The sequence below is a fragment of the Dactylosporangium sp. CA-152071 genome, from assembly GCF_050936335.1.
Lineage (GTDB): Bacteria > Actinomycetota > Actinomycetes > Mycobacteriales > Micromonosporaceae > Dactylosporangium > Dactylosporangium maewongense.
The window spans coordinates 3429381-3454737 of sequence record NZ_JBNJMZ010000001.1 but is presented as its reverse complement, the minus strand read 5'-3'; the positions used below and the strand labels follow the sequence as shown (position 1 = coordinate 3454737).

Below are 25357 nucleotides of genomic sequence, written 5' to 3'. Positions count from 1 at the left end.
GATGGACTGGACGGCGCCCAGACGGCCGGCCTGCTCGGCGGTGTGAGTTCGGCGCTGCATCTGTTGTTGCGGTGCGGACGCTGGACTGGCTGTGGGCTTGGGAGTCGCCAGGGAAACCGCACACCAGCGTGCGGCTCAGAGGCGGGAGCGTCCTGGCAGGCGCGGGGTTGGCGTCAGCGGGGGACTTGGAGCTCGATCTCGGTGCCGGTGGTGGGGCTGCTGGTGACGATGGTGGTGCCGCCCAGGTCGCGGATGCGGCCGCGGATGGACTGGGCGACGCCCAGGCGGCCGGCCTGCTCGGCCTCGGCGAGGCGGCCGTCGGGGATGCCTGGGCCGTTGTCGCGGATGGTGATGGTCACGGTGTCGTCGAGCTCCTCGACCAGCAGCCAGGCCTTGGCGGCCGGGCCGGCGTGGAGGTGGACGTTGTCGACGGCCGCCGCGACGGCCGCGGCCACCTCGGCGGCGACCGGGGCTGGGAGGAGGACCTCGGTGGCGGGGGTGGCGACGCTGACCCCCGTCGCGTTGTGACGGTCGAGAAGGGTGCGCAGGTCGACCAGGTCGTGCCCGGTGTCGTCCCAGCCGGGCAGGCCCCGGGAGCCGGCGGCGCGGGACGCGGCGGTCCGTGACGCCCGCCAGCGCCAGGTCAGGAACCCAGCGGCGCCGCGGGTGGCGCTCGCCCCCGACCTGCCGGAACCGCCGGCTGCCCGCGCACCGCCCGAAGCGGCGGGAACCGCGGTGGCGCCGGAGCTTGCGGCGGCCGCAGAGGGCGGCTGGGCGTCGGTGCCATGGGGGGCCTGGAGGGCCGGGGCACCAGCGCCGCGGGTGCCGCTCGCCCCTGACCTGCCGGAACCGTCGGCCGCCTGCGCGCCGCCCGAAGCGCTGGCGTCGGAACCAGCGGCCGCAGAAGGCGGGTCGGTGTCGGCGCGGGGCGCGGCGGGCTGTGACGTCCGCCGGCGCCAGGTCAGGAAGCCCGGAGCGCCGCGGGTGGCGCTCGCCCCCGACCTGCCGGACCCGTCGGATGCCCGCGCGCCGCCCGAAGCCGTGGACACCGCGGTGGTCGCAGGGGGAGGGGTGGCCCGGAGAGGTGGAGGGCCTGCGGCGGAGACCGAGGCGGCGCGCGACAGGCGGAACGGGCGGCGGCCGGAGGCCGGTGTGGAGCGGCCGGTGGAGTGCTGGAGGGGGCCGCTGGACGTGACCAGGGCGCGGAGCGTGGCCTCCTGCTCGCCGGCGAGGCGGCCCAGCTCGGCGGCCTCGCCGCCCAGCTCGGCGCCGCGGCGCTGGAGGAGGGCCAGGACCTGCAGGACGGAGTCGTGGATGCCGCGGGCGAGGCGCTCACGCTCGCGGGTCGCGGCCTCGAGCTCGGTCGCGCGCTGCAGGCGGGCCTCGGCGTCGATCGCGAGGCGCGCGATGTGGCCGATGCCGACGCCGGCCAGCAGCATGAGGACGGGGCCGTTGACGGTGGCCTGGGAGAAGCCGTCGCGGACGACGACGTCGGCGACGCTCATCAGCAGGGCGGCGATCGCGCCGCGGCGTCGGCCGCCGGAGATGGCCCAGGCGACGACCGGGCTCGCCACCCACGCCATCGGCAGGGTGGGGGCGCCGACGCCGAGGCCGTCGGGCTGGACGATCCAGCGGGTGGAGAGCAGGCAGCAGGCGGTGACGGCCAGGTCGGCGGTGAGCAGCGGCCAGCCGCGGCGCTCGGGGCGCGCATAGGCGAGGCTGCTCACCACCGTCCAGGCGGCCATGACGGACAGGACCAGCCAGCCGCCGAGGGGCCAGTAGTAGTGCCGGAAGTTGCCGATCATCAGCACGGCCGCATAACCGAGCGCGGCGATGCGGAAGACCAGCAGCGCCCGCCACAACGGTCCCTCGAGGGCCTTCACGGCGGGGTCAGACCCAGCGGACCGGCGGCAGGCCGGCCTCGACGAGCGCGGCGTCGGTCTGGCTGAAGGGCTTCGAGCCCAGGAAACCGGCGGGGTTCATCGGGCTGGGGTGGCCGGCCTCGATGACCTTGTGCTGGGGGTTGGTGACCAGGACGGCCTTCTTGCGGGCATAGCCGCCCCAGAGGACGAACACGACCCGGCGGGGCATCGAGTTGAGCGCGGCGATCGCGGCGTCGGTGAAGTGCTCCCAGCCCTTGTTGGCGTGGGAGGCGGCCTTGCCGGCGCGGACGGTGAGCACCGCGTTGAGCAGCAGGACGCCGTCGCTCGCCCAGCCGGTGAGGTCACCGTTGGTGGGCGGGGTGACGCCGAGGTCGTCGCGGAGCTCCTTGTAGACGTTGCGCAGCGACGGGGGGATCGACACGCCGGGGCGCACCGAGAAGCTGAGCCCGTGAGCCTGGCCCTCCTTGAAGTAGGGGTCCTGGCCGAGGATCAGCACCCGCGCGGCCTCCGGGGAGCAGAGCCGGAAGGCGGTGAAGAGGTCGGGCAGCGGGGGATAGACGGCGCCGGCCGCATACTCCGCCTCCACGAACGCTTCGAGCTTGTGCACGATCTCGAGATCCAGGTGCGGCTTCATCAGGTCCCGCCAGCCGGCGGGGAGCAGCTCGAGCAAATCCAACGACATGCACCGCACTCTACGAAAGAGGTACGACATTTTGGAGCTGGGCAAAGTGTTGCCAATTCCGACATATCCCCGCGTTCCCGTGCGGAACCCGGGAGACTGGAAGCGTGGCGCACGTAGGACCGGTCGGACATGGCGGCGAACCGTTGACAGTGCTCTGGGCATGGCGACAGGCCCAGCTGGAGCAGGCCGCCCAGGATCGGGCGGCGTCACCGCGGCCCAGGCGTCACCAAGATCAGCCAAAGGACAGTCTTGCACAGGACGCGCCGGTGGAAGGGCCGAAACCCGGCGATCTGGGCCATCTCGCGCAGCTCCAGCAGCGGCTGCGTGAGAGCGTGCGCGACGTGCGGTCGGTCGTCGCGCGGCTCGCCGAGGTGCCCCAGGAGCAGCGCACGGTCCTGCACAGCGCGATCGCGGCGGACCAGGCCGCGGCCGGGCGCGGCTTCGTGTGGCTGCTGGACCACTTCGACCAGCCCAGCGCCGTGGTGCCGCAGCTCGCGCAGCTGGCCCCGGCGCTCGACGCGCTGATGGGGCCGCACAGCCGCCAGCTGGACCTGTTCGAGGCGGCGCTGGTCGAGGCGGTGCAGACCGACGACCCGGACACGCTGCGGGAGGCCTGGCGGTTCGTCGTCGGCTGGTTGCGCCAGGCAAAGGCGATGCAGCAGGAGGACACCCCGTTCTGGACGGCCACCGTCGTCGCCCACGACCAGCGCCGCGACGACGTGGCGGTGCTGCGCCTGGCGATCGACCTGCCGTACCCGGCCCGGGCGGGGCAGCGCGCCGTCATCGAGCACCCGATGGTGCCGGGCGCGTGGCGGCCCTGCTGGATCTCCGCCCCGCCGGCCGACGGCAACCGATTGGAGCTGCACGTGCAGGCGACTCCCGGCGACGACGCCACCGGCGCGCTCGTGCACGGCACGCGGGTCGGCGACGCGGTCCGTCTGCACCGGGCCGAGGGGGAGTTCGTCATCGAGCAGCACGGCCGGGCGATCCTGATCGTCGCCGAGGACGTGCACGTCGCCCCGGTGAAGGGGCTGCTGGACGAGCTGGCGGCCCGCCAGGACGACCGGGTCATCCACCTGTTCTGGGGGGTTTCGACCCGCGACGACCTGTACGACCTGGAGTCGCTGCGCGAGCACGCCGCGGCCTGCGCCCACGCCACCGTGCACCCGGTGGTGGCGAGGGGGCCGGCGCACCCGTACCTCAGCGGATCCCTGCCGCAGGTGGTGGTGGACTTCGCCGAGTGGACGTCGCACGACGTCTACCTGTGCGGCTCGCCGCTCGCGGTCGGGGTCATGCGCAACATGCTGCTGGAGCGGTCGGTGCCGGCCGGCCGGATCCACGCCGTCACCCTGGACCAGCTCGCCACGACACCATCGTCGCGGTGATCACGGTGTTGCCGGAGTAGGTGCTCGTCGCCCGGTCGAACGTGCCCCCGCAGGTGATCAGCCGCAGCTGGGGGCGGGTGGCCGGGCCGTAGACCAGGCCGGCGGGGAACTCGTGCTTGGAGTACAGCCGCACGCCGTCGACGGCGAACGTGACCGACGAGCCGTCGCGCCGCGCCACGACGATCGCGTCGCCGGGTTTGAGCAGGCCGAGCCGGAAGAACACCGCGGGCCCGCTGCCGGCGGTGTCGACGTGCCCGACGATGACGGAGTTGCCGTTCTCGCCGGGCGTCGGTCCCCGCTCGTACCAGCCGACCTTCGTCGCCTCGCGCAGGGAGGGCGGGATGAGCGTGCCGTCGCGGTCGACGTCGACCCGCTCGACCGGGGCCTCGACGGAGATCGCCCCGATGCGCAGCCTGACCGGGGTGGACGCGGCCACGGCGGCGCCCGCGATCCCGGCCGAGCCCGCACCGGAGGAGGCCGCCACGACGGGTGGTGGCGGGCCCGCGCCGTAGCCGGCGCCGACGAGCGAGACACCCGCGACGGCCAGGGTGATGACGCCCACGGCGGTGCCGCCGCGCCAGGTGCCGTTGGACCTGACGAGCAGGTGCCGGGGCCGGTGCCGGTGCCTCACACCGTGCGGCGTCGCAGGAACAGCGCCCCGGCGGCACCGGCCAGCAGCAGTCCGCCGCCGACCGCCATCAGCGAGCGGTTGGGGCCCCGCGCGGTCGACCCGCCGCCGGTCGGCACCCCGCCGGTGGGCGTCACGATCAGCTTGACCACCGAAGAGCTGCCGTCCCCGCAGTCGATGCTGACGTTGAACGTGCCGGCGGAGATCGACGCGGGGATGTCGACGGAGACGGAGAACGAACCGGGCGTCTTGCTCGCCTCCATCGGGATGCGGGCCGCCAGGCCGAGCACGGTGCCGGAGACGTCGGCGGACTTCACGCCGTCTGGGCAGACCGTGCTGAAGGTGACGCTCCCGCCCGGCTTCACCGTGTCCGGGGTGACCGAGCCGGCGCCTTCGGCCGACGCGACGCCGGGAAGGGCGAGCGCGGCCGTCGTGCCGGCGATCACGCCGCCGGACAGCAGGATTCTTCGCATGCTCCCATTGGCCACCAAGGCGGGGTGACCGCCGAACACCCGTGCCGGAGGAACTCGCCGAGAAGTGCGTCCGCGACGGCTGTGGGAAGATTGGTCAAGAGGTTGACGAGTAGGAAATGTCGCACGTGAGCGACCCGCCTCACCGTGGGGCGGGTGCATCTGGAATCCTGCGCGTCGGCGCCATAAGCGCCGGTCGCGGGCAATGGCGGCCGCGGCCAGGAGCCGGACTGCGGGACGAGACGGGAACGACGCGCATGAGTGAGTACAAGATCACATACCCGGACGGCGAGCTCGGCCTGCCGGCACGCAAGGCGACGGAAGGGCCCGAGGGTCTCGAGATCTCCAAACTACTCAAGGACACGGGTCAGGTCACGCTCGACACCGGGTTCGTCAACACAGCCTCGTGCGTATCGTCGATCACCTACATCGACGGCGACGAGGGCATCCTGCGCTACCGGGGTTATCCGATCGAGCAGCTCGCCGAGCGCTCGACGTTCCTGGAGAGCTCCTACCTGCTCATTCACGGCGAGCTGCCGACGCCGGCCGAGCTGGAGGAGTTCACCGGCCGCATCCAGCACCACACGCTGCTGCACGAGGAGATGCGCCGCTTCTTCGACGGGTTCCCGCGCGACGCGCACCCGATGGCGGTGCTGTCCTCCGCGGTGAGCGCGCTGTCGACGTTCTACCAGGACAGCCTCAACCCGTTCGACCCGGAGCAGGTCGAGATCTCCACGATCCGCCTGATGGCGAAGGTCCCGACCATCGCGTCGTACGCCTACAAGAAGGCGATCGGCCAGCCGATGCTGTACCCGGACAACTCCCTGGGTTATGTCGAGAACTTCCTGCGGATGACGTTCGGCGTCCCCGCGACGCCGTACGAGATCGACCCGGTCGCGGTCAAGGTCCTCGACATGCTCCTGCTGCTGCACGCCGACCACGAGCAGAACTGCTCGACGTCCACGGTCCGGCTCGTCGGCTCCAGCCAGGCCAACCTCTTCGCCTCCGTCTCCGCCGGCGTCAACGCGCTCTTCGGCCCGCTGCACGGCGGCGCCAACCAGGCCGTCCTGGAGATGCTCCAGCAGATCCACAACGACGGCGGCGACATCGCGAGCTTCGTCAGCCGGGTCAAGGACAAGAAGGACTCCAGCACCCGCCTGATGGGGTTCGGCCACCGTGTGTACAAGAACTACGACCCGCGGGCCGCGCTGGTGAAGAAGGCCGCGCAGGAGATCCTCGGCCGGATGGCGAAGCCCGACCCGCTGCTGGACCTGGCGATGCAGCTCGAGGAGATCGCGCTCTCCGACGAGTACTTCGTCTCCCGCAAGCTGTACCCGAACGTCGACTTCTACACGGGTCTCATCTACAAGGCGATGGGCTTCCCGACCACGATGTTCACCGTCCTCTTCGCGCTCGGCCGGCTCCCCGGCTGGATCGCCCAGTGGCGCGAGATGATCAACGACCCGGAGACCAAGATCGGCCGCCCGCGCCAGGTCTACATCGGTTACGGCGCCCGGGATTACACGCCGATTGCTGGTCGGTAAAGACCCGCAGCGCCGACCGGTTCTTGCTCGTTTGTACCTTGACGGAGATCGACCCCGGCTGTCTCATACATGAGGTCCATCTGGGGTCGTTGTCCGTTTTCGACAGGGGAGACCGGTTTCATGAGCGCGCCAACGTTGTCGCCGCTACTCACCGCGGCAGTGCAGGACCGTACGTCCGGAGCGACCGGCGTGGCCCGGCAGGTCCTCGACGGCCTCGCCGAGTTCGTCCACGACCCGGTCACGCTGCGTGCGGTCGTGGCGCCCCTGCCGGGCCTGCTGCCCGGGTACGCGTCGATGTGGCACATCGCCCGCGCCGCGAACGCTGAGGACCCCGGACCGGCGCTGCGGGCGATCCGCGAGCAGCTCGACCGCGACGTCGAGGCGAGCGTCGCCACCGCGACGCGCCTGCTGCACCAGCGCGGCGGCTGGGCCCGCACCGCCCCCAGCAGCGCCCTCGTGAAGGCCGTCGCGGCGCAGCTGCCCGCCGGCACCGTCGACGCGCCCGGCACCGAAGGACTGCTGCCGGTGACCGGCATCGCCGGTGCCGACGCGATCAGCCCCACCAGGGTGCTCAACATCAAGGGCACCCTGGCGCTCGCGCAGAGCATCCCCACGATCGTGGTGACCACGTCGCTGAAGCTGGCGCCGGAGCGGGTCTTCGACGGGCTCGGCTCGCCGCTGTTCGAGCGGATCCCGCTGTCCGCCTTCTGGGCCGTCGTGCTGGACGGCGAACTGCTCACGCCGGCCGAGGCCGGCCGCCGCGCCGCGGCACTCCGCTGAGGAATCGGCTGATGCTGTGGGATTGTGTGCGGTTGCGTGCGGCCGGACGCTCTACATAGGACAGTTCCGCGGAAGGCGGGAAGACGGCACGGTTTGGGGGCTGTGCAGTGGCTCACCTTGGGAGTACATTGCGTTGCATCCCAAGGACGCCGGGGCCGCCGCTTCCCCCGTGGCGGCGGCCCCGGTCTTGAAGTAGGACGCTGACGCGTTTCGATGCGCACCGACGCGGAGACCACATCGGCATGGTGACCGTCTCCCGCCCCCGCGCCACGGCCCCCGCGCACGCCGCCGGGCCGTCCCCACGCACCGTCTGGCTCATCGGCGGGATGATCCTGCTCGCGATCCTGGTGCTGGCCGCGGTCACGGTCTTCATCTGGCGGATCCAGCATCCCCGGGGCGGCGGCGCGCAGCACACCGTCACCGCGCCCGTCGCCGGCCGTGACCCGGCGACCCTGGACCTGCTCAGCGGGGCCACCGCGGTCACGGTCACCGCCGCGGACCTCGGCGACACGCTGTTCCGGGTGAGCACGCCCGGCGACGGCCGGACGGTCCCGAGCGTCACCAGCGTCGACGGCCGCGTCGGCGTGCAACTGCGGGACTCGGGAAACGGCAAGGCCGACCGGGGCGTCGTCAGCGTCGAGCTCAACCGTGCCGTCCGCTGGACGGTCCGGTTCACGGCCGGTGCCACGAGCAACACCGCGGACCTGCGCGGGCTGCGTGAGATCGGCGGCGTCGAATACGTGGGGGGCGTGTCGAGCATCGAGCTGACCCTGCCCGCCGCGAAGGGCGTCGTGCCCGTGCGGATGAACGGCGGCGCCTCCACGTTCCGCGTGCACCTGCCGCAGGGCGGGCCCGTGAAGGTCGTCGCCGGCGGCGGCGCCGGCAGCGTCACGCTCGACGGCACCCGGCACGACGGCGTGGCCGGCGGCGCCGCGTTCTCCAGCGGTGACCCGGCCGCCGCCGACAGGTACGAGATCGACAACACCGCCGGCGTCTCCAGCGTCATCGTCGACCGGTACTGACGCCGACGCCGATCAAAGACGGCGATCGAAGTGGGCGGCGCCGCCGGTACCGACGCCGGAAAACGGAACCGGAAAGACCTAGGACGATGGAAGGATCAGGCCGGCGCCCGAGACCGGGGCGTCGACGGGAAGGTCGGGCAGCCCGAACAGCTCCGTCAGCCCGGTGACCTGAAGGAGCCGGTGCACGAACGGTGACGGGCTGCGCACCTCCATCCGGCCGCCGACGTCACGGGCCTTGTTGTTGATCGCGACCAGGGTGCCGATGCCGATCGAGTCCATGAACGGGACGCGCCGCAGGTCGACGGTGAGCACCGCCGGCCGGTGGGCGTCGATCGTGTCGAGGACCACGGACCGCAGCGCGCCTACCGTCGCGGCTTCCAGAGGACCCAACACTTCCACCACAAGTACGTCTCCGGAGCGGTGTGTCCGGACCATCGCGTCGCCCATTCGAGTCGCGTACCCAGTCCCGCCAAACGGAAACTCACGGGTTGGCGGAGATCAGCAGTGGCAGGACACACACGTACGCCGCCAGCAGGACGCAAGCCTCCGGGCGGGTGATCCTGCTGCCCCGCCACAGCAGCAGCCACGCGAGGACCGCGGCGAACACCATCGCGGTGACCGCGGCGAACCCGAACGGCGCGATCGTCGAGCTGCCCGCGGCGAGACCGACGACCGCGCCGCCGATCAGGCTGTTGAAGATGTTGCTGCCCAGCAGGTTGCCGACGAGGAGGTCGCCCTCGCCGCGCCGCTGCGCCTGCACCGACGTCATCAGCTCCGGCAGCGACGTGCCGAACGCGACCAGCGTGAAGCCGATGACCTGGTCGCTGACGCCCCACCGGTGCGCGAGCGTGACCGCGTTGTCGACCAGCAGCTGCGCCCCGCCGAGTGTCGCGGCGAGCCCGGCGACGGTCCGCAGCGCCTCGACCCACCAGCGGCGGGGCCCCGGCGACCAGAAGACCCACCAGCGGCGCGCCCGGACCGGCGACACGAACGCGGCCACGTCCTCGGGCAGCGGATCCCCGTCCTGTACCCGGGACAGCCGCACCAGCAGGGCGAGCGCGCCGACGCTGAGGACGGCGAGCAGCAGCCCGGCGACGAACTTCAGCCCGACCAGCGCGAACGCGCCGAACACCGCGACCGCGGCCGCCATCAGCGGCGCCTCCCGCACCGGCACCGACGAGCGCACCATCACCGGTGACACGACCGCGACGACACCCAGGACCAGGGTCACGTTGAGGATGTTGGAGCCGACGAGGTTGCCCAGCGCCAGGCCCGCGTTGTCGCGGACCGCGGCGGTGCCGGACACCACGAACTCGGGGGCGCTGGTGCCCAGCCCGATCACGACGACACCGACGATGACCGGCGCGACCCGCAGCAGCGTCGCGAGCCGGCTCGCGCCCACCACCGCCTGGTCGGCGCCCACGGTCAGCAGCGCCAGCCCGAGCAGGCCGAGCCCGACGACGAGCAGCGTCGACATCAGTCTCCTAGGTCCGGGTCAACGGACCGACACAGTACCTCCCCCTGTCGATCCCGCGATCCGTAACCGGTTCCGGGGGAATCAGTCCCCGCACGGCTGGCGGAATGCGCTCGTGAGCCTTATCGTTTTTATCGAGACCGGCGTCTTCCCCCGTGGATGCCGGTCTCACCATTTCTCCGGCCGGTCACGACCGGGCGTTGCCGCGCCACCGGACCAGGACCGTGGCCAGGACCGCCGCGACGATCGAAGCCCCGAGCACCGCCGCCGCGGCCGTGTCGGCGCCGCCGCCGGGCACCGACAGGCGGGCGATCAGCAGGCTCACCGTGTAGCCGACCCCGCCGAGCATCGCGACCGGCAGCACGTCACCCCAGCGGACCGACGGCGGCAGCGCGCCGAGCCCGACCCGCACCGCCAGCCACGCGCCGAGCATGATCCCGATCGGTTTGCCGATGAGCAGCCCGGCCGCGGCCCCCCGCGCGAGCGGGTCACCGATGACGTCACCGGCCGCGGCGAGGGGGATGCCCGCGGCGGCGAGCGCGAAGACCGGGACGATCACGCCGGCCGAGACGGGGTGCAGCCGGTGCAGGAGCCGGTCACAGGGCGACTCGGCGTCCGCGGCGGCCGCCCGGACCGGCGTCAGCAACCCGAGCAGGATGCCCGTCACGGTGGCGTGGACGCCGCCGCCCTGGACGCACACCCACGCGCCGGCCGCGACCGGCACGACGAGCCAGGCGGGGGCGTACCGGAGGCGGTGCAGCAGCCCGTACAGCAGACACAACGCCAAACCGGCGGCCAGCCACCACACCCGGACGTCGTGCGCGAACAACACCCCGACGAGCGTGATGGCGCCCAGGTCGTCGATGACGGCGAGCGACAGCAGCAGCACGCGCACCCCGGACGGAAGGGCCGAGCCCGCGAGCGCCAGGACCCCGAGCGCGAACGCGATGTCCGTCGCGACCGGGATCGCCCACGCCCCGCCGTGCGAGGCGGCGCCGCCGGACACGACGATCGCGACGACCGCCGGCACGAACATCCCGCCGAGCGCCGCCACGACCGGCAGCGCCGCGGCCCGCCAGCCGGCGAGCTCCCCGACGGTCAGCTCGCGCTTGACCTCCAGCCCGGCGACGAAGAAGAAGACGGTCAGCAGCCCGTCGGTGACCCAGCCCGCCAGCGGCAGGTCCAGGTGCAGCGCGTCGAGCAGCGCCGAGGACGGCGGGCGCAGCGACCAGAACCACTCATACGTGCCGCCGGGCAGGTTTGCCCACAGCAGAGCGAGCCCGGTCGCCACGAGCAGCAGCCTGCCGCCGGTCGTCTCCAGGCGCAGGAACTCCAGCAGCATGTCCAGCCGCGGTGCGGTGCGACGTGCCATCGGGGGCCTCCTCCAGCGGGCAGACTCATCCTGTCCGCCGACCAGACTTCCCGGCACACCTGCGGCGAATGGTACCCCCATCGGGCCGACGATCCACTGTGGACCGCAACGCGCCGCCCGGTCGCCTCCGCCGCCGGGGTCCTCATGTCCGTGTCCCGGCCCGCCACGTGCCCGCGGCGTTCGGGCCGTGTTTGCTCTCAGGTTCCCGTTCCGGCGGTCGATTGGGCCGTCGGAGAAGGGGAGCGTGGCAGTGAGCGACGAGTTGGGTGACATCGTCCAGGAGTTCCTCGTGGAGTCGCACGAGAACCTGGACCAGCTCGACCGGGACCTGGTGGCACTGGAGGCGGCGCCGGGGTCGCGCGAACTCCTGTCGTCCATCTTCCGGACGATCCACACGATCAAGGGCACCTCGGGTTTCCTGGCGTTCAACCGCCTGGAGAAGGTGACGCACGTCGGCGAGTCGCTGCTGTCCCGGCTGCGCGACGGCGCGCAGGGCATGACGCCTTCGACGACCGACGCGCTGCTGCGGATGGTCGACACGGTCCGCGGGCTGCTGTCGGAGATCGAGGAGCACGGGCAGGAGCTCGAGGGCGACGACTCGGGCGTGATCGCCGCGGTGAACGCCTGCATCACCGACGGCTCCGCGCCCTCGACGCCCGCGCCGGCTCCTCAGGCGGCCGCTGCTGCCGATGTACCCGGGAGCGCTCCAGCGACCGCGGTGAGCGGAGACGTCGTCGAACCCGTGACGGCCGCCCCGGCCGCCGAGGTGCTCGTGGTGCAGCCGGTCACCGTGGTGTCCATTCCACCGACGCCGCAAGCCTCACAAGCCCCACAGGCCCCAGCCGCCCCTCCCGCCGCCGAGCCGCCCGCTGCCGTCCCGGCCGCCGCGCCGCCGCCTCCGCCGGCCGCCCCTGCCGCCGCTGCCCCTGCCGCCGCTGCCCCTGCGGCCGCTTCCCCCGCGGCCCCCACGCCTTCCGCCGCCGCGACGGCGTCCGTCGCGAAGCCGGCAGCCCCCGGTGGACCGGGCGGTGGGGAAGTCGCGGCCGAGGAAGGGGTGTCGAAGCGGAGTGTTGCGGATCAGTCGATCCGGGTGGATGTGGATCTGCTGGACAAGTTGATGAATCTGGTGGGGGAGTTGGTGTTGACCCGGAATCAGTTGATCCGGGCGATCGGTTCGGTGGCGGATCCGGCGATGACGCGGACGGGTCAGCGGTTGAATCTCATCACTTCTGAGTTGCAGGAGTCGGTGATGAAGACCCGGATGCAGGCGATTGATCATTTGTGGTCGAAGTTGCCGCGGGTGGTGCGGGATCTGTCTTCGACGTTCGGGAAGCAGATCCGTCTGGCGCAGGAGGGTAAGGAGACCGAGCTGGACCGGTCCCTGCTTGAGGCGGTGAAGGATCCGTTGACGCACCTGGTGCGTAACGCTGTGGATCACGGTATCGAGACGCCTGAGGAGCGGGTCGCGGCTGGGAAGAATCCTGAGGGGACGCTGACGTTGCGGGCGTATCACGAGGGTGGGCATGTGATCGTCGAGGTGCGTGATGACGGGTCGGGGATCGATCCGGACAAGATCGCGCGGATCGCGGTGGAGAAGGGTCTGGTGTCGCGGGATCAGTTGGCGGCGATGGATCGTCGGGAGATTCTGGCGTTGGTGTTCCGGCCGGGGTTCTCCACGGCGAAGGCGGTCACGAATGTGTCCGGTCGTGGTGTGGGTATGGATGTGGTGAAGACCAACATCGAGCGTATCGGTGGTGCGGTCGATGTGGATTCCGTGGTGGGTAAGGGCACGACCTGGCGTCTGACGATTCCGCTGACCCTCGCCATCATTCAGGCGCTCACGATCGAGTGCGGCGAGGAACGGTACGTCATCCCGCAGGTCGCGGTGCACGAGCTGGTGTATCTCGACGGGCAGTCCGGCCGGGTCGTCGAGCACGCCATGGGGGCGCAGGTGTACCGCCTCAGGGGCAAGCTCCTGCCCCTGGTGTACCTGGACGACACCCTCGGGCTGCCCCGCGAGGGCGAGCACGACAAGGACGTCTACGTGGCGGTGCTGCAGGCGGAGGGCAAGCGGTTCGGGCTGGTGGTGGACCGGGTGCTCAACACCGAGGAGGTCGTGGTCAAGCCGCTCACGTCCCGGTTCAAGGACATCGGCACGTACGCCGGCGCCACCCTGCTCGGCGACGGCCGCGTCGCATTGATCCTCGATGTGGCCTCCCTGGCCAGGCGCGCCCAGCTGGCCGCCGGCGTCGAGTCCGGCGACGCCGACACGTCGGTCCGGCGCGGCGGTGCCGACGGTGGCGGCCGCCTGCTCATCGCGGGTGTGGGTGACCGGCGGGTCGCGATCCCCCTCGACATGGTCACGCGCCTGGAGGAGTTCCCGGTCGAGCGGATCGAGCGGACCGGGAGCCGGGAGGTCGTGCAGTACCGCGACCAGATCCTGCCGGTGCTGCGGCTGTCGCACATGCTCGGCGCGTACGAGACGGAGTCCGGGCCGACCGTGCCGGTCGTCGTCTACACCGAGAACGGCCGGTCCGTCGCCCTCGCGGTGGAGAAGATCCTCGACATCGTCGAGGAAGGCCTCGACGACTCCCGCCGCGACTTCGGCGACGACGGCCTGCTCGGCTCCGCCGTCATCCAGCAACGCGTCACCGAGCTCCTCGACGTCCGCCGCGCCATCCTCGCCGCCGACCCGCTCTTCCACACGAAGATCGACACGACCACGGACCCGTACGAAACCACCACCTACCAACCTGTCGGAGTCTGAATGGACACGAAGCTCGCCATGGTCATCGACGACTCGCGTGCCATGCGGGGCATCCTCAAACGGATCCTGCTGCCGCTCGGCTTCGAGGTCCGCGAGGCCACCAACGGCAAGGACGCCCTCGACCAGATCTGGGACCACGACCTGCAACCCGGGCTCGCCCTGATCGACTGGAACATGCCGGAGATGAACGGCCTCGAGTTCGTGATGGCGGTCCGCAAGCAGAAACACCTGCGCCAGATGACCCTGATGATGGTGACGACCGAGAGCGAGCACGGGCAGATCGTGCGCGCCCTCGCCGCCGGCGCCCACGAGTACGTCATCAAACCCTTCACGGCAGAGGCGATCGTCGAAAAGCTGAGCTACCTCGGCGTGCTGCCGCAGATCCCGACGCTGGAGGCGGCCAGCAACGGGTGACACGAGTTGACCTGAAACGCGCTCGTCTTGGTCCGATAGGCGACGGAAGAACACCACATGGCGTCGTACCGTGCGACACATGACGATCGACTTTCCGCGCGGCTGGTGGGGCACGGACCTGGGCAGCGCCCGGGCAAGCATGGGTACCTACGAGCTGTACCCCACCGAGAGCCTGCCGGTAGTGGACCAGTCACGCTTCGACGGCACGTTCGGCTGGCTGGTCCCGGACGCGCCGCACGACCCGCTGCGGGCCATGGACGTCGGCGCCCTCGCCACGCACGTCGAGCTGCCGGCCGCGTTCAAGCGCTTCATGAGCAGCCAGGTCCTCATGGACGCCATCCCGTCCTGCACCGGCTGCGACTTCGACCTGGCGCCCCGCCCCGTCCCGAGCCCGGTCGAGCCCTCGGCGCAACTCGTGCGGTTCCTGCGCGACCAGCAGGACGCGGTCATCTGGTACCTGTACCTGCGACCCGGCACCGAACCGTTCGTGATCGCCTCGCCGTGGCTGCTGGAGATCGTCGGCCTGGAAGAGGTGGACCCCGACGCCCTCGTCGCCAACATGGTCCACGCCGCCGACAGCTTCGAGCAGTTCATCCACCGGTTCTGGCTGGAGAACTCGCTGTGGTTCAGCGTCAACGAGGGCGACGAGTCCACCGACGAGATGGACCTGTACCTCGCGCACTACACGGCCGCCGCCTGAGCCGACCTCCGGCGCCGTCGATTAAATGGTTGCCGCGGCGGCGCCGGGGTCGTATCTTTGAATACATCAACGAGCCACACATCAAGATCAACAGGGATTGAGAAGGGAGACCGCAAATGGCAGAGCGCATCGAGTTGTCGGCGTCACGCGGTCGATCCCGCGCGGCCCGAGCCCGGCGTGACCTGCTGCTCAGCGGCCTGTCGGCCAGTCTACTCCTGCCCGGACGGTGGCGAGGATAGGGTTTCCCCCTCCTCTTCCGCCGCCCGCGACAATGGGCGGCTTTTTTGTGCCCGAATACAATTCGCCGGGGTAGCCCAATCGGTAGAGGCGTCCCGCTCAAAATGGGATCGGTGCGGGTTCGAATCCCGCTCACGGCACGCAAGATCGTTTGGTATCAGTTGGGAAGAAACAAACGAAGGGAGGCCCGGTGACCGCGGTTCTCGTTCTCAACGCCGACCTCGGACCCCTGCACCGGGTCACCCTCCGTCATGCGGTGCGCATGCTGCTGCGTGAGGTTGCCGTGGTGCACGAGTCCGAGCCCGACCGGCTCATCGGGGTCTACCCGATGCCGAAGGTCGTCCGGCTCGTGTCCTACGTCGTCACGCGCTGGCGCTTCGGCAGCGGGCCCGCGTGGTCCCGCGCCGGTGTCCACGCCCGTGACGGCCGTCGCTGCGGCTACTGCGGCAAGGACGCCACCACCATCGACCACATCCTGCCCCGGTCCCGGGGCGGGCGGAACACCTGGAAGAACACCGTTGCGGCCTGCATGGTCTGCAACCAGCGCAAGGGCGACCGCACCCCCGCCGAAGCGGGCATGGTGCTGCGACACCAGCCGTCGATTCCGACCTGGCACGCACTCGCCCAGCGCTGACCCATGGGCCCGGCGGGGCCCTGCTACCTCCCCGCCGGGCCACACGGGCCTGTAGCTCATCAGGAAGAGCGCCGCTCTTGCACAGCGGAGGCGACCGGTTCGAGTCCGGTCGGGTCCACGCACGACCGCACCACACCCGTGCCCGGGTGGCCCAACGGTAGAGGCGCCTGATTCAGGGTCAGGAGGTTGGAGGTTCGAATCCTCTTCCGGGTACTGAGGAAAGTTGGCCGAGAGGTAAGGCTGCGGCTTGCTAAGCCGTCGACGGGGGACGACCCCGCGGGGGTTCGATCCCCTCACTTTCCGCGCACCACCATGCCCTTGTAGCTCAGCGGAACGAGAGCACTTCGCTACGAACGAAGAGGCCGGGGGTTCGAATCCCTCCGAGGGCACGTCACAGCACTGGAGAGGCCAGCCGATTGGTGCCGGCACCCGTCTCGAAAACGGCGTTGGGTTCACGCCCGTGTGGGTTCGACTCCCACCCTCTCCGCCTTCGCCCCCCACAGGCGGCGGTGCCACCGCGCCGCGGCGCGGGCCAGTTGCCGCTCCGCCTCGCGCTGCCGGTCCTCGGTCATGGTGCTCGCCTGCCAGAGCAGGTGGCTGGAGTGGATCATCGCGGTCTCCTTCGTCGTGTCCGGCCTTGCACTGGATACGACGAAGCCGCCCCCGCGATGTCTACATGGTCAGCGACCGAGCGCGTACTTTGTGAGCACGCCCACACTGCTGCCGCTGCGCTGCTTCGCGGCCGCCGGCACCATCGTCAGTGCGTGGATGCGCGACGACAGGCGCCAGCGGGCCGCTTTGGCCGCCCGGTGCCACCCGTGCGCGTCCATCCGGGCCGCAGCGGCAAGGAAGAAGTCCCGGGCCTCGCTGAACCGCCCGCCCGTCACCGCGGACGACGACGACAGGCTGGAGCCGTGCCGCCGGTACCGGAACGACACCACGTCCGTCGCGACGAGCGTGCCGCCCCGGGTCACCAGCTCGAGGATGAGCGCGAGGTCCTGGATCACCTTCAGTGACTGGTCGAAGCCGACCGCCTGCACCTGCGACGTGCGCCAGCACAGCGACGGGAAGTACAGCCAGTTGCCGCGCAGCAGGCTCACCGCGAGCTCCTCGCCCGACATGACCACGGTGCCGTCGATCTTCGGCGCGTACACCCGGCGCTTCGTCGAGTCGGCGAGCGTCCGCACCACCTCGCCGCGCGCGTCGATCACCTCGACGCCGGGCTGGATCAGCACCGCGTCCGGATGCGCGTCGACGAGCGCGTGCACCGACGCGACGTAGTTGGGCAGCATCACGTCGTCACAGCCCATGATGACCATGAACGGCTCGGTGGCGAGGTCGACGCACTGCTGGAAGTTGCCGGTGACGCCCAGGTTTGTGGGGTTTCGCCGGTACGTGACGCGCTCGTGCCCCAATGCGGCGAACCACTCGGGGATGCCTTCGGTGGTGCTGTCGTCCAGGACGGTCAGCTGCCACCGGTCGTCGGTCTGCGCGATGACACTGTTGACGGCGAGCTTCAGCAGCTCCACGTCGCCGTAGTGCGGCAGCATGATGTCGAGCACCCGGCCGATCCTAGTCGGCCCCGGCCCGGCGGCGAAAACGCGGCGGCCCGGCCTCTTTCCGAGACCGGGCCGCTGTCGCGTCGTTTGCCTGGCTTCGCCCAGTGGGCCTTGCCTGGCTTTTGCCGGGTTTTGCCTAGCGGGCGCGCCGGGGGCCGGCGGGTGGCTGGCCGGCGGCCGCGCGGCGTGCCGTGGCCTCGTCCGTCTCCGAGCCCGGCGAGTCCTCGTCCCACGCCTTCGCGCGGCGGATCTCGTCGAAGAACCCGAGCAGGCGGTCGAGCTCCTGCGTGCTGGTCTTGTCGTCCGCGCGGGTGGCCTTCGCCTTCTTGCCGTGCGAGCGGATCTCCCGGCCCGAGCGGATCGACGACGTGTCCTCGGCGCCGGCCGCGTCCTCGGCCTCGTCGTGCGCGGGCATCCGCTGGACCGGTGCGCGCTGCCCGGGCGGCGTCGGCAGGTCGAAGTGGTGCTCGTCGTAGTTCGGGGCGTCGAAGCGGTACCCGTCGTTGGCCGGCCGTCCCGCGTCGTGGGCCTGGGTGTCGTACGACTGCTGCTCGCGGTGGTACGTCCGCGGCGGCGCCACGTTCAGCTCCGGGTGGGTGCCGTTGGGCATGCCGCGGTAGGCCTCGGGCGCGACCGGGGGGAACGCCGTGGTGCTGTCGCCCCGCCCGTTGCCGAACCCGGGACCGCGTCCCTGCTGGCCCGGGTACTGCTGACCGGGGTGCGTCTGACCGGGGTGCTGCGAGCCCGGGTGCTGCGGCTGGCCCATGTGGCCCTGGCCCATGTGCTGCGGCTGGCCGGGCTGCGGCCCGAAACCGCCGGGGGCGTGCTGGCCGTTGGTCCCGTTCGGGCTCAGCGGCGCGAACGACCCCGTCGGCGGCTCGACCGGCGCGAACGCCCCGGTCCGCGGGTCGTGCCCGTTGCGCGGGTCGGCGCCGTTGCGGTGGTCCATCCCGTTGCGAAGGTCGCTGCCGTTGCGCAGTTCCGCTCCGGTACGAGGGTCGCCGCCGTTGCGCAGGTCGGCCCCGTTGCGCAGGTCAGCCCCGCTCCGGTGGTCCGCCCCGTTGCGGGGATCGGCGCCGTTGCGAAGGTCGCTGCCGTTGCGCGGGTCCGCTCCGGTACGAGGGTCGCCGCCGTTGCGCAGGTCAGCCCCGTTCCGGTGGTCCGCCCCGTTGCGGGGATCGGCGCCGTTGCGAAGGTCGCTGCCGTTGCGCGGGTCCGCTCCGGTACGAGGGTCGGCGCCGTTGCGCAGGTCGGCCCCGTTGCGGTGGTCCGCTCCGTTGTGGGGGGCCGGGAACGCCGCGGTCCGCGGCTCCACCGGCGGGAAGCCCCCCGACCGCGGCTCGACCGGGGCGAACGACCCGCTGGTCGGCTCGGCCGGCGCGAAGCCACCCGTGCGCGGCTCGCGGCGGTCGGTGCTGGTGAGCGGCTCGAAGGAGCCGGTGCGCTGGGGGTCGTAGACGGTGCGCCACGGGTCCTGCGGCTCGTCGCCGTCGAAAGAGGCGTGCGCCGGGCGCGACACCGTCGGGTGTGCGCCGGACGGGTGCCCGTTGGCGGGCCGGCCGTTGACCAGGAACGGTCCGTCGGGCCGGTGCCCGTTGGGCGCCGCCGCGGGGAACGAACCCGTCGTCGACCCGACCGCCGGGAACGAGCCGCTCGTCGTCGGCGGGGCGACGAGCTCGACCTCACCGGGCTCCGGCAGCGAGTCCCGCAGCGCGGTCGCGAGGATGAACACGTTCGGCGCGGCCCCGCGCGGCACGGCCAGATAGGCCCGCTTGCGCGCGTCGACCGGGAGCTTCTCCAGTACGTCGGCCATCGTGTGACCAGGGGGCGGCAGCTCCGCGGCGTGCGGGGCGCCCACAATGATCGCGCAGCGGTTGACGTCGACCGGCAGGCCGCGGATCCAGTCCGCGGGGTCGGTCAGGTGCTCGGGACGGATCCACAGGCCGGCCTGGACGACCTCCAGGACCCAGCCGCCGCCGAGCGTGAACGTGGCCGCACCCGCCGGCGTGTCGAGCACGTCGGGGCACGGGTTGACCCAGTCGACCGGCCGCGGCGCGCCGGTGCGCGGCGCGTGCCACAGCTCCCGGGCGAACGTCCGCCAGCGGGGGAGGCCCTTCTGGTCGATCGTGACGACCGCGCGCTGCCCGGCGGGCGCGCACAGCGGCAGACCGGTGCGCACGTGCACGGCGCGGCCCAGCACGTCGGCGACGACCGGCCCGACGGGGCCGTCGAGGAGGGGGCGCTGCCCGTACGGCGTGAAGACACACCGATCGGCGGCGAGCGCTGGAATGACGGAGACGGCCTGCATGAGCTCGTCGCGGTGCAGCGGTTCCTCGTTCGGGTGCGACAGGATCATCGCCGGGTGCGAGTGATCCGTCGGCACCGAGTACGCGAGGTCCGTGACGCTGCCGACCCGGCGGCGGTGCAGCCACAGGCCCGCGGGGATCTGGTCGAGCACCAGGTCGCCGGGCAGCTCGGGCACCTCGCCGAGGTCCTGTTCCCAGTGCGGCGCGGGGAACCGCCAGCCGACCCGCTGCGGCTGCGCACCCGTCCGGAACCGCCAGAACCCGCCCGGCCGGTGCTCCCCACGCCCGATCGGCGCGAACAGCGACCCACCCGGCACGCCCAGCAGCGGCCCTGCCGCCGCGATGACGTCGATCCCGAGCCGCATGGCGATCATGTGCGCCGCGGCCGGCCGCTCGTTGGTGGCGCACGCGCCGTCCCACGCGACGAACCGCATCGCCGTGAACCCGCGGGGAAGCCCGTTGGCCAGGACCTCGGCCAGCTCCTCGACCATCGCGGGCTGCAGCTTGACGGTGTGCGAGCTGATGACCACCGCACACTCGGTGGAGCCGTGCGGCGACACGACCAGCGCCGCCGCGCCCGGGCTGGGCTCGTCGCCGGAATGGACGACAGCACCCGCGCCGAGCCAGGAAACCTTCATGCCGGGCCAGTGCCGCAGCCGAACCTGCATCGCCGTACTCATGCGAACCTCACACGATCTGCTGACCCGGCGGATGGCGATGCCACAGAGCGCATCGCAGCCTGATCGTCCGGCGCGCTTGCTGCAAGCGGGCAGCAGATAGTCAAGATCGCCCTCCGTCGGGTGTGCCACGAGCGGTGCGATGTGGAGGGGGTTCCACACCGATGACCGCATGGCGGCTCTGGCGGATCGTACCGCGCTGAGTGACGGACGCAACCATCCTGTTTGTCGCCGGACCCGTTGGATATGCCTGACAGGCGGGTAGATCTGGGCGGATTCACCCCGATTGATGACGAGTTTTCCGGAGAGTTGCCCATGCCGGCGGTCCCACCGCGACGAATACGTTCTGTGACTGCCGCAGTCCTTGCGGTGATCGCCCCCGTCGCTGTTATCACTGCCAGCAAAACCTCTCCTATCGGTCGATCCGGACAGGACCCATCGATCGGCCCCACTCCTGGATACCCGTAGATCGGGCTTCCGTCCTGTGTGTCACAGCCGGTCAACCCGCCCGACTTGACGCCCCACACCCACTCTGAACAGCCATTACTCCTCCCGTCCAGCCCCGCGACCCCATCTCGCCGGGTGACGAAGTACACGTCGTCCTCCTCTGTCGATCTAGAAGCCACCCCGAATGGCATTCACGCAGCGACGCCCACCGATACCTAGGTCCCTTCCCGGCCCCACCTTTCTCCGTGCTGTATTCCCCTCGCGGACCGCACCTTGCAACCTGCACGCCCCCGCCCGGCCCACCCGCCTGACCGGCCGCAACCCACCGTTCGCCCACCCGTCGCCAGCCGTTTGGTCAGCGCCCACCCCACCCATTTCCCGCCCTCGCCGAATAGGAAGCCCAACGCGCTTCGGACGCCACCCACCCCAGTTCCACACCGCTTGATTCCCGCCACCCTTCGCCCCCGAAACGGTCCCCTTCCGGACAATCCCGCACCCTCTCCGCCCATCACGCCCCCGTGGTCCAGCCCTCGCCTACACCCGCCCCCGTCCGGTCGCGCCGTCCTCCCGCCGGAGGCACGCTCGGTGATCCACCCCGCGAACCACGCCCGAAACGTGCCAACACAAAGATTTAACGGACCCCCCTCCCACCCGATAAACCCCAAACCGGCATGATCCACACCTTCCCCCCATCCTCCCGACCCACCACAACTCTCAACGCCCCAACCCCGAATCAGACGCCCCACACCCCGCGCCAACCTCCGCCCCACTCTTGATCGAGTAGCAGATCCGGCTGCCATGGCGACCGGATCCGCTACCTGATCAACGCGGCACGGGGCACCCGGGCCGGGCGGAAGAACCCGCAAGCGGACACCACCACCGCTACACCGACCGGCGGACCTCTCAGTCGAAGGACCACATGATCGAAGGACGCCCCTGGCCGCCCAGACGACCACCGGACGACTTCGATCAACACCCAACCCGCGAACAGCACCAGCGGTCCCAGCGACAGCAACGGCGCCCAGAGCAGCACCGACAGCACCGCCCAGCCGCCGGACCAGCGGTGCTCACTGGAACTGCGGGCTGTTCAGATCAGCGGAGGTGACCTCGGCGGCCGCAGTCGTCGCGCTACTGGACCGCCGCGGTGCTGGCCGCAGAAGCGGCTGTCGCGGCCGCAACGGCGGCGGTTGCAGCGGCGGCGGTTGCAGCGGCGGCCGCCGGAGTGATGGCGGCAGCGGTGGACCTGTTCGGGTCGGTGGCGGTGGCGGCGTTGCTGGCGGGAAGTAGCGGTGCTGGCTGGAGCTGGAGCGGGGGCGGCGAGGCTGCCCGGAGGGCGGAGGCGTCGTGTTAGTGGGATGCCGCGGTGCTGGCTGCCGAGGTGGCCGTCGTGGGAGCAACTGTGGCGGTTGGAGCAGCGGCGGGGGTGGTCGTGGGGGCGGTGGTGGTCAGAGGAGAAGGCGTTGGGGTGGAGGTGGAGGGCTTCGCGGCGGCGGTTGCGGTCGTGGGTTCGGTCCCGGCGGCGGTCGCGGTTCCAGGTTCGATCGCGGTTGCGAGTTCGGTCCCCGGTTCGGTTGTGGCTGCGGGTGAGGGCTTGGTTGCGGGTGTGGGGGAGGGCGCCGGGGTGTGGGTGTGGCGCAGGGTTAGCAGGACGGCGGTGATGAGGAGGCCGACGGTGCCGACCGCGGCGAAGCCCCAGCCCGGGGAGCCGCGATCGATGGCCCAGCCGGCGAGCGGGGAGCCGACGGCCAGGCCGACCGTCAGGGAGGAGCCGTGCCAGCCCATGGCCTCGCCGCGGGCGGATGAGGGGACGAGGCGGCTCACGAGGTCGGTGCTGGCGCTGAGGGTGGGGGCGCAGAGGGCGCCGGCCGGCAGGAGGGCGACGGTGAGCAGCCACCAGCGGTCGCCGACCAGGCCGAGGGGGATCGTGAAGAGGCTGAGGCCGCCGATGAGGGCGACCAGCGGCACCGCGCGCGTCAGAGCGCCATACACGAAGCCGCCGATCAGCGAATAGATGCCCCACGCGGCGAGGAGGCCGCCGATGAGCTGGACCTTGCCCGCCTCGCGGAGCATGGCGACGATGCCGAGGTCGGTGCCGGCCAGGACCATCGTCGTGGCGGCCGCGGCGGCGCAGACCGCGAGGAAGCGGGGCGTGAGCCAGTCGCGGCGGCGCAGCGGCGCGGTGGTGGCGCCCGCGGGGGAGTCCTCGTCGGCGGGGGCGTGGACCGGCGGGTCGGTCAGGAAGAGGGCCAGGCCGGCGAGGACGAGGCAGCCGCCGATCGACCACATGGTGACGCGGCCGGAGAGGCTGCTCATGAGCAGCACGGCGAGCGGCGGGCCGGCCATGAACGACAGCTCGACCGACATCGAGTCCAGCGCGTAGGCCTGGCGGCGCTGGTCGGCGGGGACGAGCGCGGCCAGTGACTGGCGGACCACGGAGAACACCGGCAGGGAGAACACGCCGGCGACGAAGGCGCCGACCAGCAACGCGGGATAGGACAGTGACGGCGCCACCACCCAGAAGACGGCCTCGCACACGGTGGTGACGACGAGCATCGGGCGCAGGCCCTTACGATCGACGAAGCGGCCGTTGAGCGGGCCGCCGATCGCGGTGCCGACGGTGAGGGCGGCACCGACCAGACCGGCGGCGCCCCAGCCGCGGTGGAGGTCCTGAGCCACGTGCAGCGTCATCGTGACCCCGATGGCGGTGATCGGGATCCGGGCGAGCAGCGCCAGCACCATGAGCGGCCGCACCCCAGGAAGAGCGAGGACGTGACGGTACGGGTCGAGGCGCATGGGGCAATCATGTCGTGGGGGTATGACAAGAAACGAGCGAGTTACCGCCACGAGCGCACAGAAGGTAACGAAGAACACGTCACGGGGAACCCGAGCTGCGAACCCGCAGTCCAAGAGAGATGGAGACACCTTCGATGAGGTCGAGGACCCCGATCGCCGTCACCGCCCTGCTCGCGCTGGCCCTGACGGGCTGCGCCGACGACGCCAACCAGGCCGGCACGGCGCCGTCCACCAGTGCGGCGGCGCCGGCGAGCACCAGCGTGAGCCCGAGCGCCGACCCCAGCACCGGCAGCAGCCAGAACACCACGGACGCGCTGCTGATCTTCACCCGCCAGGGAGGCCTCGCCGGCACCAACGACCGTCTGGTGGTACGCCCGGACGGCGGCTGGACGCTGACCGCCAAGGCCGGCACCAAGGAAGGCAAGCTCACTCCGGCCCAGCTGACCACGCTCAAGGGCACTTTGGAGCAGGTCGGCTTCGCCAAGCTGCCCACCGCCGCTGGCAGCACCAACGTCGCCGACGGCTACACGTACACCATCACCTATGGCGGCAAGGAGGTCCAGGTGAAGGACGGCGCCGTGCCCACCGCCCTCCAGCCGGTGATCACGACGCTAAACGGTCTGCTGAGCTAGCACGTCGTCGATGCGGGTGAGCTCTTCGGAGGTCAGCGCGGGAGCCGACAAAGCCCCCAGGTTCTGCTCCAGCTGCGCCACCGAGCTCGCTCCGATGATCAGCGAGGTGACCCGCGGGTCGCGCAGCGCCCACGCCAGGGCCAGCTGCGCGAGGCTCTGGCCGCGCCCGCGGGCCACCTCGTCCAGCGCCCGGATCACCGAGAGCCGGTCGTCGCTGAGGTCGCTCTCGTTGAGGAAGCGGCTGGTCCGCACCCGCGAGTCGGACGGAATACCGGAAAGGTAGCGGTCCGTCAGCAGCCCCTGCGCGAGCGGCGAGAACGGGATGCACCCGGCGCCCGCCGACTCGAGCACGTCGAGCAGCGAGTCCTCGATCCAGCGGTCGAACATCGAGTACCGCGGCTGGTGGATCAGCAGCGGCGTGCCGAGCGAGCGCAGAATGGAAGCCGCCTCAGCGGTCTGCTCCGGCGTGTAGTTGGAGATGCCCACGTAGAGCGCCTTGCCGGCCCGCACGGCCCGGTCCAGCGCCCCCATGGTCTCCTCGAGGGGCGTGTCGGGGTCCGGCCGGTGGGAGTAGAAGATGTCGACGTACTCCAGGCCCATCCGCCGCAGCGACTGGTCCAGCGACGCCGTCAGGTACTTGCGCGACCCCCACTCGCCGTAGGGGCCGTCCCACATGTCGTAGCCGGCCTTGGTCGAGATGATCAGCTCGTCCCGGTAGGGCCGGAGGTCCTCGGCGAGGATCCGCCCGAAGTTCGTCTCCGCGGAGCCGGGCGGCGGCCCGTAGTTGTTGGCCAGGTCGAAGTGGGTGACCCCGAGATCGAAGGCGCGACGCACGATCGCCTGCTGGGTCTCGTACGGACGCGCGTGCCCGAAGTTGTGCCACAGCCCGAGCGAGATCGCCGGCAGCTGCAGCCCGCTGCGGCCGCTGCGGCGGTATTGCATGTCCTGGTA

General features: G+C 71.4%; 20 protein-coding genes, 5 tRNA genes and 1 pseudogene. 14 read left to right on the top strand and 12 right to left on the bottom strand.

Going from position 1 to position 25357, the window contains the following annotated elements; genetic code table 11:
• Window positions 1-173: 173 nt before the first annotated feature.
• Both ACQEVZ_RS15420 and ung read right to left on the bottom strand, forming a co-directional pair.
• Window positions 174-1883, bottom strand: coding sequence for a DUF5931 domain-containing protein (locus ACQEVZ_RS15420; protein ID WP_433366810.1), 1710 nt, complete (start codon window positions 1881-1883; stop codon window positions 174-176).
• A 7-nt stretch (window positions 1884-1890) separates the two neighbouring features.
• Window positions 1891-2565 carry a uracil-DNA glycosylase gene (ung, locus tag ACQEVZ_RS15415; RefSeq protein ID WP_433366807.1) on the bottom strand — a complete coding sequence of 225 codons (675 nt, stop codon included), beginning with the start codon at window positions 2563-2565 and terminating at the stop codon, window positions 1891-1893.
• A gap of 266 nt (window positions 2566-2831) precedes the next feature.
• Here ung and ACQEVZ_RS15410 point away from each other — a divergent pair, with 266 nt between their 5' ends.
• A complete protein-coding gene (locus ACQEVZ_RS15410; protein ID WP_433366804.1) occupies window positions 2832-3950 on the top strand; it encodes a hypothetical protein in 1119 nt (372 codons plus the stop codon).
• Here the strand turns inward: ACQEVZ_RS15410 and ACQEVZ_RS15405 are convergent.
• Both ACQEVZ_RS15405 and ACQEVZ_RS15400 read right to left on the bottom strand, forming a co-directional pair.
• Window positions 3910-4581: a class F sortase gene (locus ACQEVZ_RS15405; RefSeq protein WP_344512946.1), complete on the bottom strand. Its 672-nt coding sequence runs from the start codon at window positions 4579-4581 to the stop codon at window positions 3910-3912. The two genes, ACQEVZ_RS15410 and ACQEVZ_RS15405, sit on opposite strands and share 41 nt — an antisense overlap.
• Complete coding sequence (locus tag ACQEVZ_RS15400; RefSeq protein ID WP_344512948.1) at window positions 4578-5051, bottom strand: hypothetical protein; 474 nt, start codon at window positions 5049-5051, stop codon at window positions 4578-4580. Before ACQEVZ_RS15400 ends, ACQEVZ_RS15405 begins: the two co-directional genes overlap by 4 nt.
• 254 nt (window positions 5052-5305) lie before the next feature.
• Between ACQEVZ_RS15400 and ACQEVZ_RS15395 the strand changes: the two genes are divergently transcribed.
• The 3 genes from ACQEVZ_RS15395 to ACQEVZ_RS15385 all read left to right on the top strand — a co-directional run bounded on the left by ACQEVZ_RS15395 (window position 5306) and on the right by ACQEVZ_RS15385 (window position 8394).
• Window positions 5306-6592 (top strand): citrate synthase, encoded by a 1287-nt coding sequence (locus ACQEVZ_RS15395; protein WP_433366799.1) that lies wholly within the window; start codon window positions 5306-5308, stop codon window positions 6590-6592.
• Between the two features lie 120 nt (window positions 6593-6712).
• Window positions 6713-7372, top strand: a complete 660-nt coding sequence (locus tag ACQEVZ_RS15390) for a hypothetical protein (protein WP_433366796.1) — start codon at window positions 6713-6715, stop codon at window positions 7370-7372.
• Window positions 7373-7614: 242 nt separating this feature from the next.
• The gene (locus tag ACQEVZ_RS15385) at window positions 7615-8394 is read left to right on the top strand and encodes a hypothetical protein (protein ID WP_433366793.1); all 780 of its coding nucleotides are present in this window, start codon (window positions 7615-7617) and stop codon (window positions 8392-8394) included.
• 78 nt (window positions 8395-8472) lie between these two features.
• On the opposite strand, the gene ACQEVZ_RS15380 is transcribed toward ACQEVZ_RS15385, so the two are convergent.
• The 3 genes from ACQEVZ_RS15380 to nhaA form a co-directional block, all read right to left on the bottom strand.
• Entirely contained in the window at window positions 8473-8829 is a 357-nt protein-coding gene (locus tag ACQEVZ_RS15380; RefSeq protein ID WP_363410090.1) for an STAS domain-containing protein, read from the bottom strand.
• A gap of 46 nt (window positions 8830-8875) precedes the next feature.
• Window positions 8876-9871 (bottom strand): sodium:calcium antiporter, encoded by a 996-nt coding sequence (locus tag ACQEVZ_RS15375; RefSeq protein ID WP_344512958.1) that lies wholly within the window; start codon window positions 9869-9871, stop codon window positions 8876-8878.
• 184 nt (window positions 9872-10055) lie between these two features.
• On the bottom strand, window positions 10056-11240 hold the full coding sequence (gene nhaA, locus ACQEVZ_RS15370; RefSeq protein WP_433366790.1) for a Na+/H+ antiporter NhaA: 1185 nt from the start codon (window positions 11238-11240) through the stop codon (window positions 10056-10058).
• Between the two features lie 250 nt (window positions 11241-11490).
• Here nhaA and ACQEVZ_RS15365 point away from each other — a divergent pair, with 250 nt between their 5' ends.
• From ACQEVZ_RS15365 to ACQEVZ_RS15325, 9 genes are all read left to right on the top strand, one after another.
• Window positions 11491-14007: a chemotaxis protein CheW gene (locus tag ACQEVZ_RS15365; RefSeq protein WP_433366787.1), complete on the top strand. Its 2517-nt coding sequence runs from the start codon at window positions 11491-11493 to the stop codon at window positions 14005-14007.
• Window positions 14008-14421: a response regulator gene (locus ACQEVZ_RS15360; protein WP_360573756.1), complete on the top strand. Its 414-nt coding sequence runs from the start codon at window positions 14008-14010 to the stop codon at window positions 14419-14421.
• A gap of 79 nt (window positions 14422-14500) precedes the next feature.
• Window positions 14501-15121 carry a hypothetical protein gene (locus ACQEVZ_RS15355; RefSeq protein WP_433366784.1) on the top strand — a complete coding sequence of 207 codons (621 nt, stop codon included), beginning with the start codon at window positions 14501-14503 and terminating at the stop codon, window positions 15119-15121.
• A gap of 427 nt (window positions 15122-15548) precedes the next feature.
• Window positions 15549-15992: an HNH endonuclease gene (locus ACQEVZ_RS15350; RefSeq protein WP_344502791.1), complete on the top strand. Its 444-nt coding sequence runs from the start codon at window positions 15549-15551 to the stop codon at window positions 15990-15992.
• A 45-nt stretch (window positions 15993-16037) separates the two neighbouring features.
• Window positions 16038-16110 (top strand) — tRNA-Ala (locus ACQEVZ_RS15345).
• A gap of 22 nt (window positions 16111-16132) precedes the next feature.
• Window positions 16133-16205: transfer RNA gene (locus ACQEVZ_RS15340), tRNA-Leu, on the top strand.
• Window positions 16206-16209: 4 nt separating this feature from the next.
• Window positions 16210-16295 (top strand) — tRNA-Ser (locus ACQEVZ_RS15335).
• A gap of 11 nt (window positions 16296-16306) precedes the next feature.
• A tRNA-Arg gene (locus ACQEVZ_RS15330) sits at window positions 16307-16381 on the top strand.
• Between the two features lie 12 nt (window positions 16382-16393).
• Window positions 16394-16479, top strand: a tRNA-Ser gene (locus ACQEVZ_RS15325).
• Here ACQEVZ_RS15325 and ACQEVZ_RS15320 read toward each other — a convergent pair.
• The 4 genes and pseudogenes from ACQEVZ_RS15320 to ACQEVZ_RS15305 all read right to left on the bottom strand — a co-directional run.
• Window positions 16445-16603: a hypothetical protein gene (locus tag ACQEVZ_RS15320; RefSeq protein ID WP_344502790.1), complete on the bottom strand. Its 159-nt coding sequence runs from the start codon at window positions 16601-16603 to the stop codon at window positions 16445-16447. The two genes, ACQEVZ_RS15325 and ACQEVZ_RS15320, sit on opposite strands and share 35 nt — an antisense overlap.
• A 69-nt stretch (window positions 16604-16672) precedes the next feature.
• The gene (locus tag ACQEVZ_RS15315; RefSeq protein ID WP_354892878.1) at window positions 16673-17554 is read right to left on the bottom strand and encodes a glycosyltransferase family 2 protein; all 882 of its coding nucleotides are present in this window, start codon (window positions 17552-17554) and stop codon (window positions 16673-16675) included.
• Window positions 17555-17687: 133 nt separating this feature from the next.
• Window positions 17688-20525, bottom strand: coding sequence for a hypothetical protein (locus tag ACQEVZ_RS15310; protein WP_433366779.1), 2838 nt, complete (start codon window positions 20523-20525; stop codon window positions 17688-17690).
• 2031 nt (window positions 20526-22556) lie between these two features.
• Window positions 22557-23774: pseudogene (locus ACQEVZ_RS15305) on the bottom strand (MFS transporter); the annotation flags it as partial.
• 134 nt (window positions 23775-23908) lie between these two features.
• On the opposite strand from ACQEVZ_RS15305, the gene ACQEVZ_RS15300 reads away from it, so the two are divergent.
• A complete protein-coding gene (locus tag ACQEVZ_RS15300; protein ID WP_433366777.1) occupies window positions 23909-24406 on the top strand; it encodes a hypothetical protein in 498 nt (165 codons plus the stop codon).
• On the opposite strand, the gene mgrA is transcribed toward ACQEVZ_RS15300, so the two are convergent.
• Window positions 24386-25348 (bottom strand): L-glyceraldehyde 3-phosphate reductase, encoded by a 963-nt coding sequence (gene mgrA / locus ACQEVZ_RS15295; RefSeq protein ID WP_433376769.1) that lies wholly within the window; start codon window positions 25346-25348, stop codon window positions 24386-24388. The two genes, ACQEVZ_RS15300 and mgrA, sit on opposite strands and share 21 nt — an antisense overlap.
• Window positions 25349-25357: the final 9 nt, after the last annotated feature.

Coding starts and splice junctions, on each gene's coding strand:
- ung (WP_433366807.1), bottom strand. CDS start 2,565: ATGTCGTTGGATTTGCTCGAGCTGCTCCCCGCCGGCTGGCGGGACCTG.
- ACQEVZ_RS15400 (WP_344512948.1), bottom strand. CDS start 5,051: ATGCGAAGAATCCTGCTGTCCGGCGGCGTGATCGCCGGCACGACGGCC.
- ACQEVZ_RS15395 (WP_433366799.1), top strand. CDS start 5,306: ATGAGTGAGTACAAGATCACATACCCGGACGGCGAGCTCGGCCTGCCG.
- ACQEVZ_RS15390 (WP_433366796.1), top strand. CDS start 6,713: ATGAGCGCGCCAACGTTGTCGCCGCTACTCACCGCGGCAGTGCAGGAC.
- ACQEVZ_RS15385 (WP_433366793.1), top strand. CDS start 7,615: ATGGTGACCGTCTCCCGCCCCCGCGCCACGGCCCCCGCGCACGCCGCC.
- ACQEVZ_RS15380 (WP_363410090.1), bottom strand. CDS start 8,829: ATGGTCCGGACACACCGCTCCGGAGACGTACTTGTGGTGGAAGTGTTG.
- ACQEVZ_RS15375 (WP_344512958.1), bottom strand. CDS start 9,871: ATGTCGACGCTGCTCGTCGTCGGGCTCGGCCTGCTCGGGCTGGCGCTG.
- nhaA (WP_433366790.1), bottom strand. CDS start 11,240: ATGGCACGTCGCACCGCACCGCGGCTGGACATGCTGCTGGAGTTCCTG.
- ACQEVZ_RS15360 (WP_360573756.1), top strand. CDS start 14,008: ATGGACACGAAGCTCGCCATGGTCATCGACGACTCGCGTGCCATGCGG.
- ACQEVZ_RS15355 (WP_433366784.1), top strand. CDS start 14,501: ATGACGATCGACTTTCCGCGCGGCTGGTGGGGCACGGACCTGGGCAGC.
- ACQEVZ_RS15320 (WP_344502790.1), bottom strand. CDS start 16,603: ATGATCCACTCCAGCCACCTGCTCTGGCAGGCGAGCACCATGACCGAG.
- ACQEVZ_RS15310 (WP_433366779.1), bottom strand. CDS start 20,525: ATGCAGGTTCGGCTGCGGCACTGGCCCGGCATGAAGGTTTCCTGGCTC.
- ACQEVZ_RS15300 (WP_433366777.1), top strand. CDS start 23,909: ATGAGGTCGAGGACCCCGATCGCCGTCACCGCCCTGCTCGCGCTGGCC.
- mgrA (WP_433376769.1), bottom strand. CDS start 25,348: ATGCAATACCGCCGCAGCGGCCGCAGCGGGCTGCAGCTGCCGGCGATC.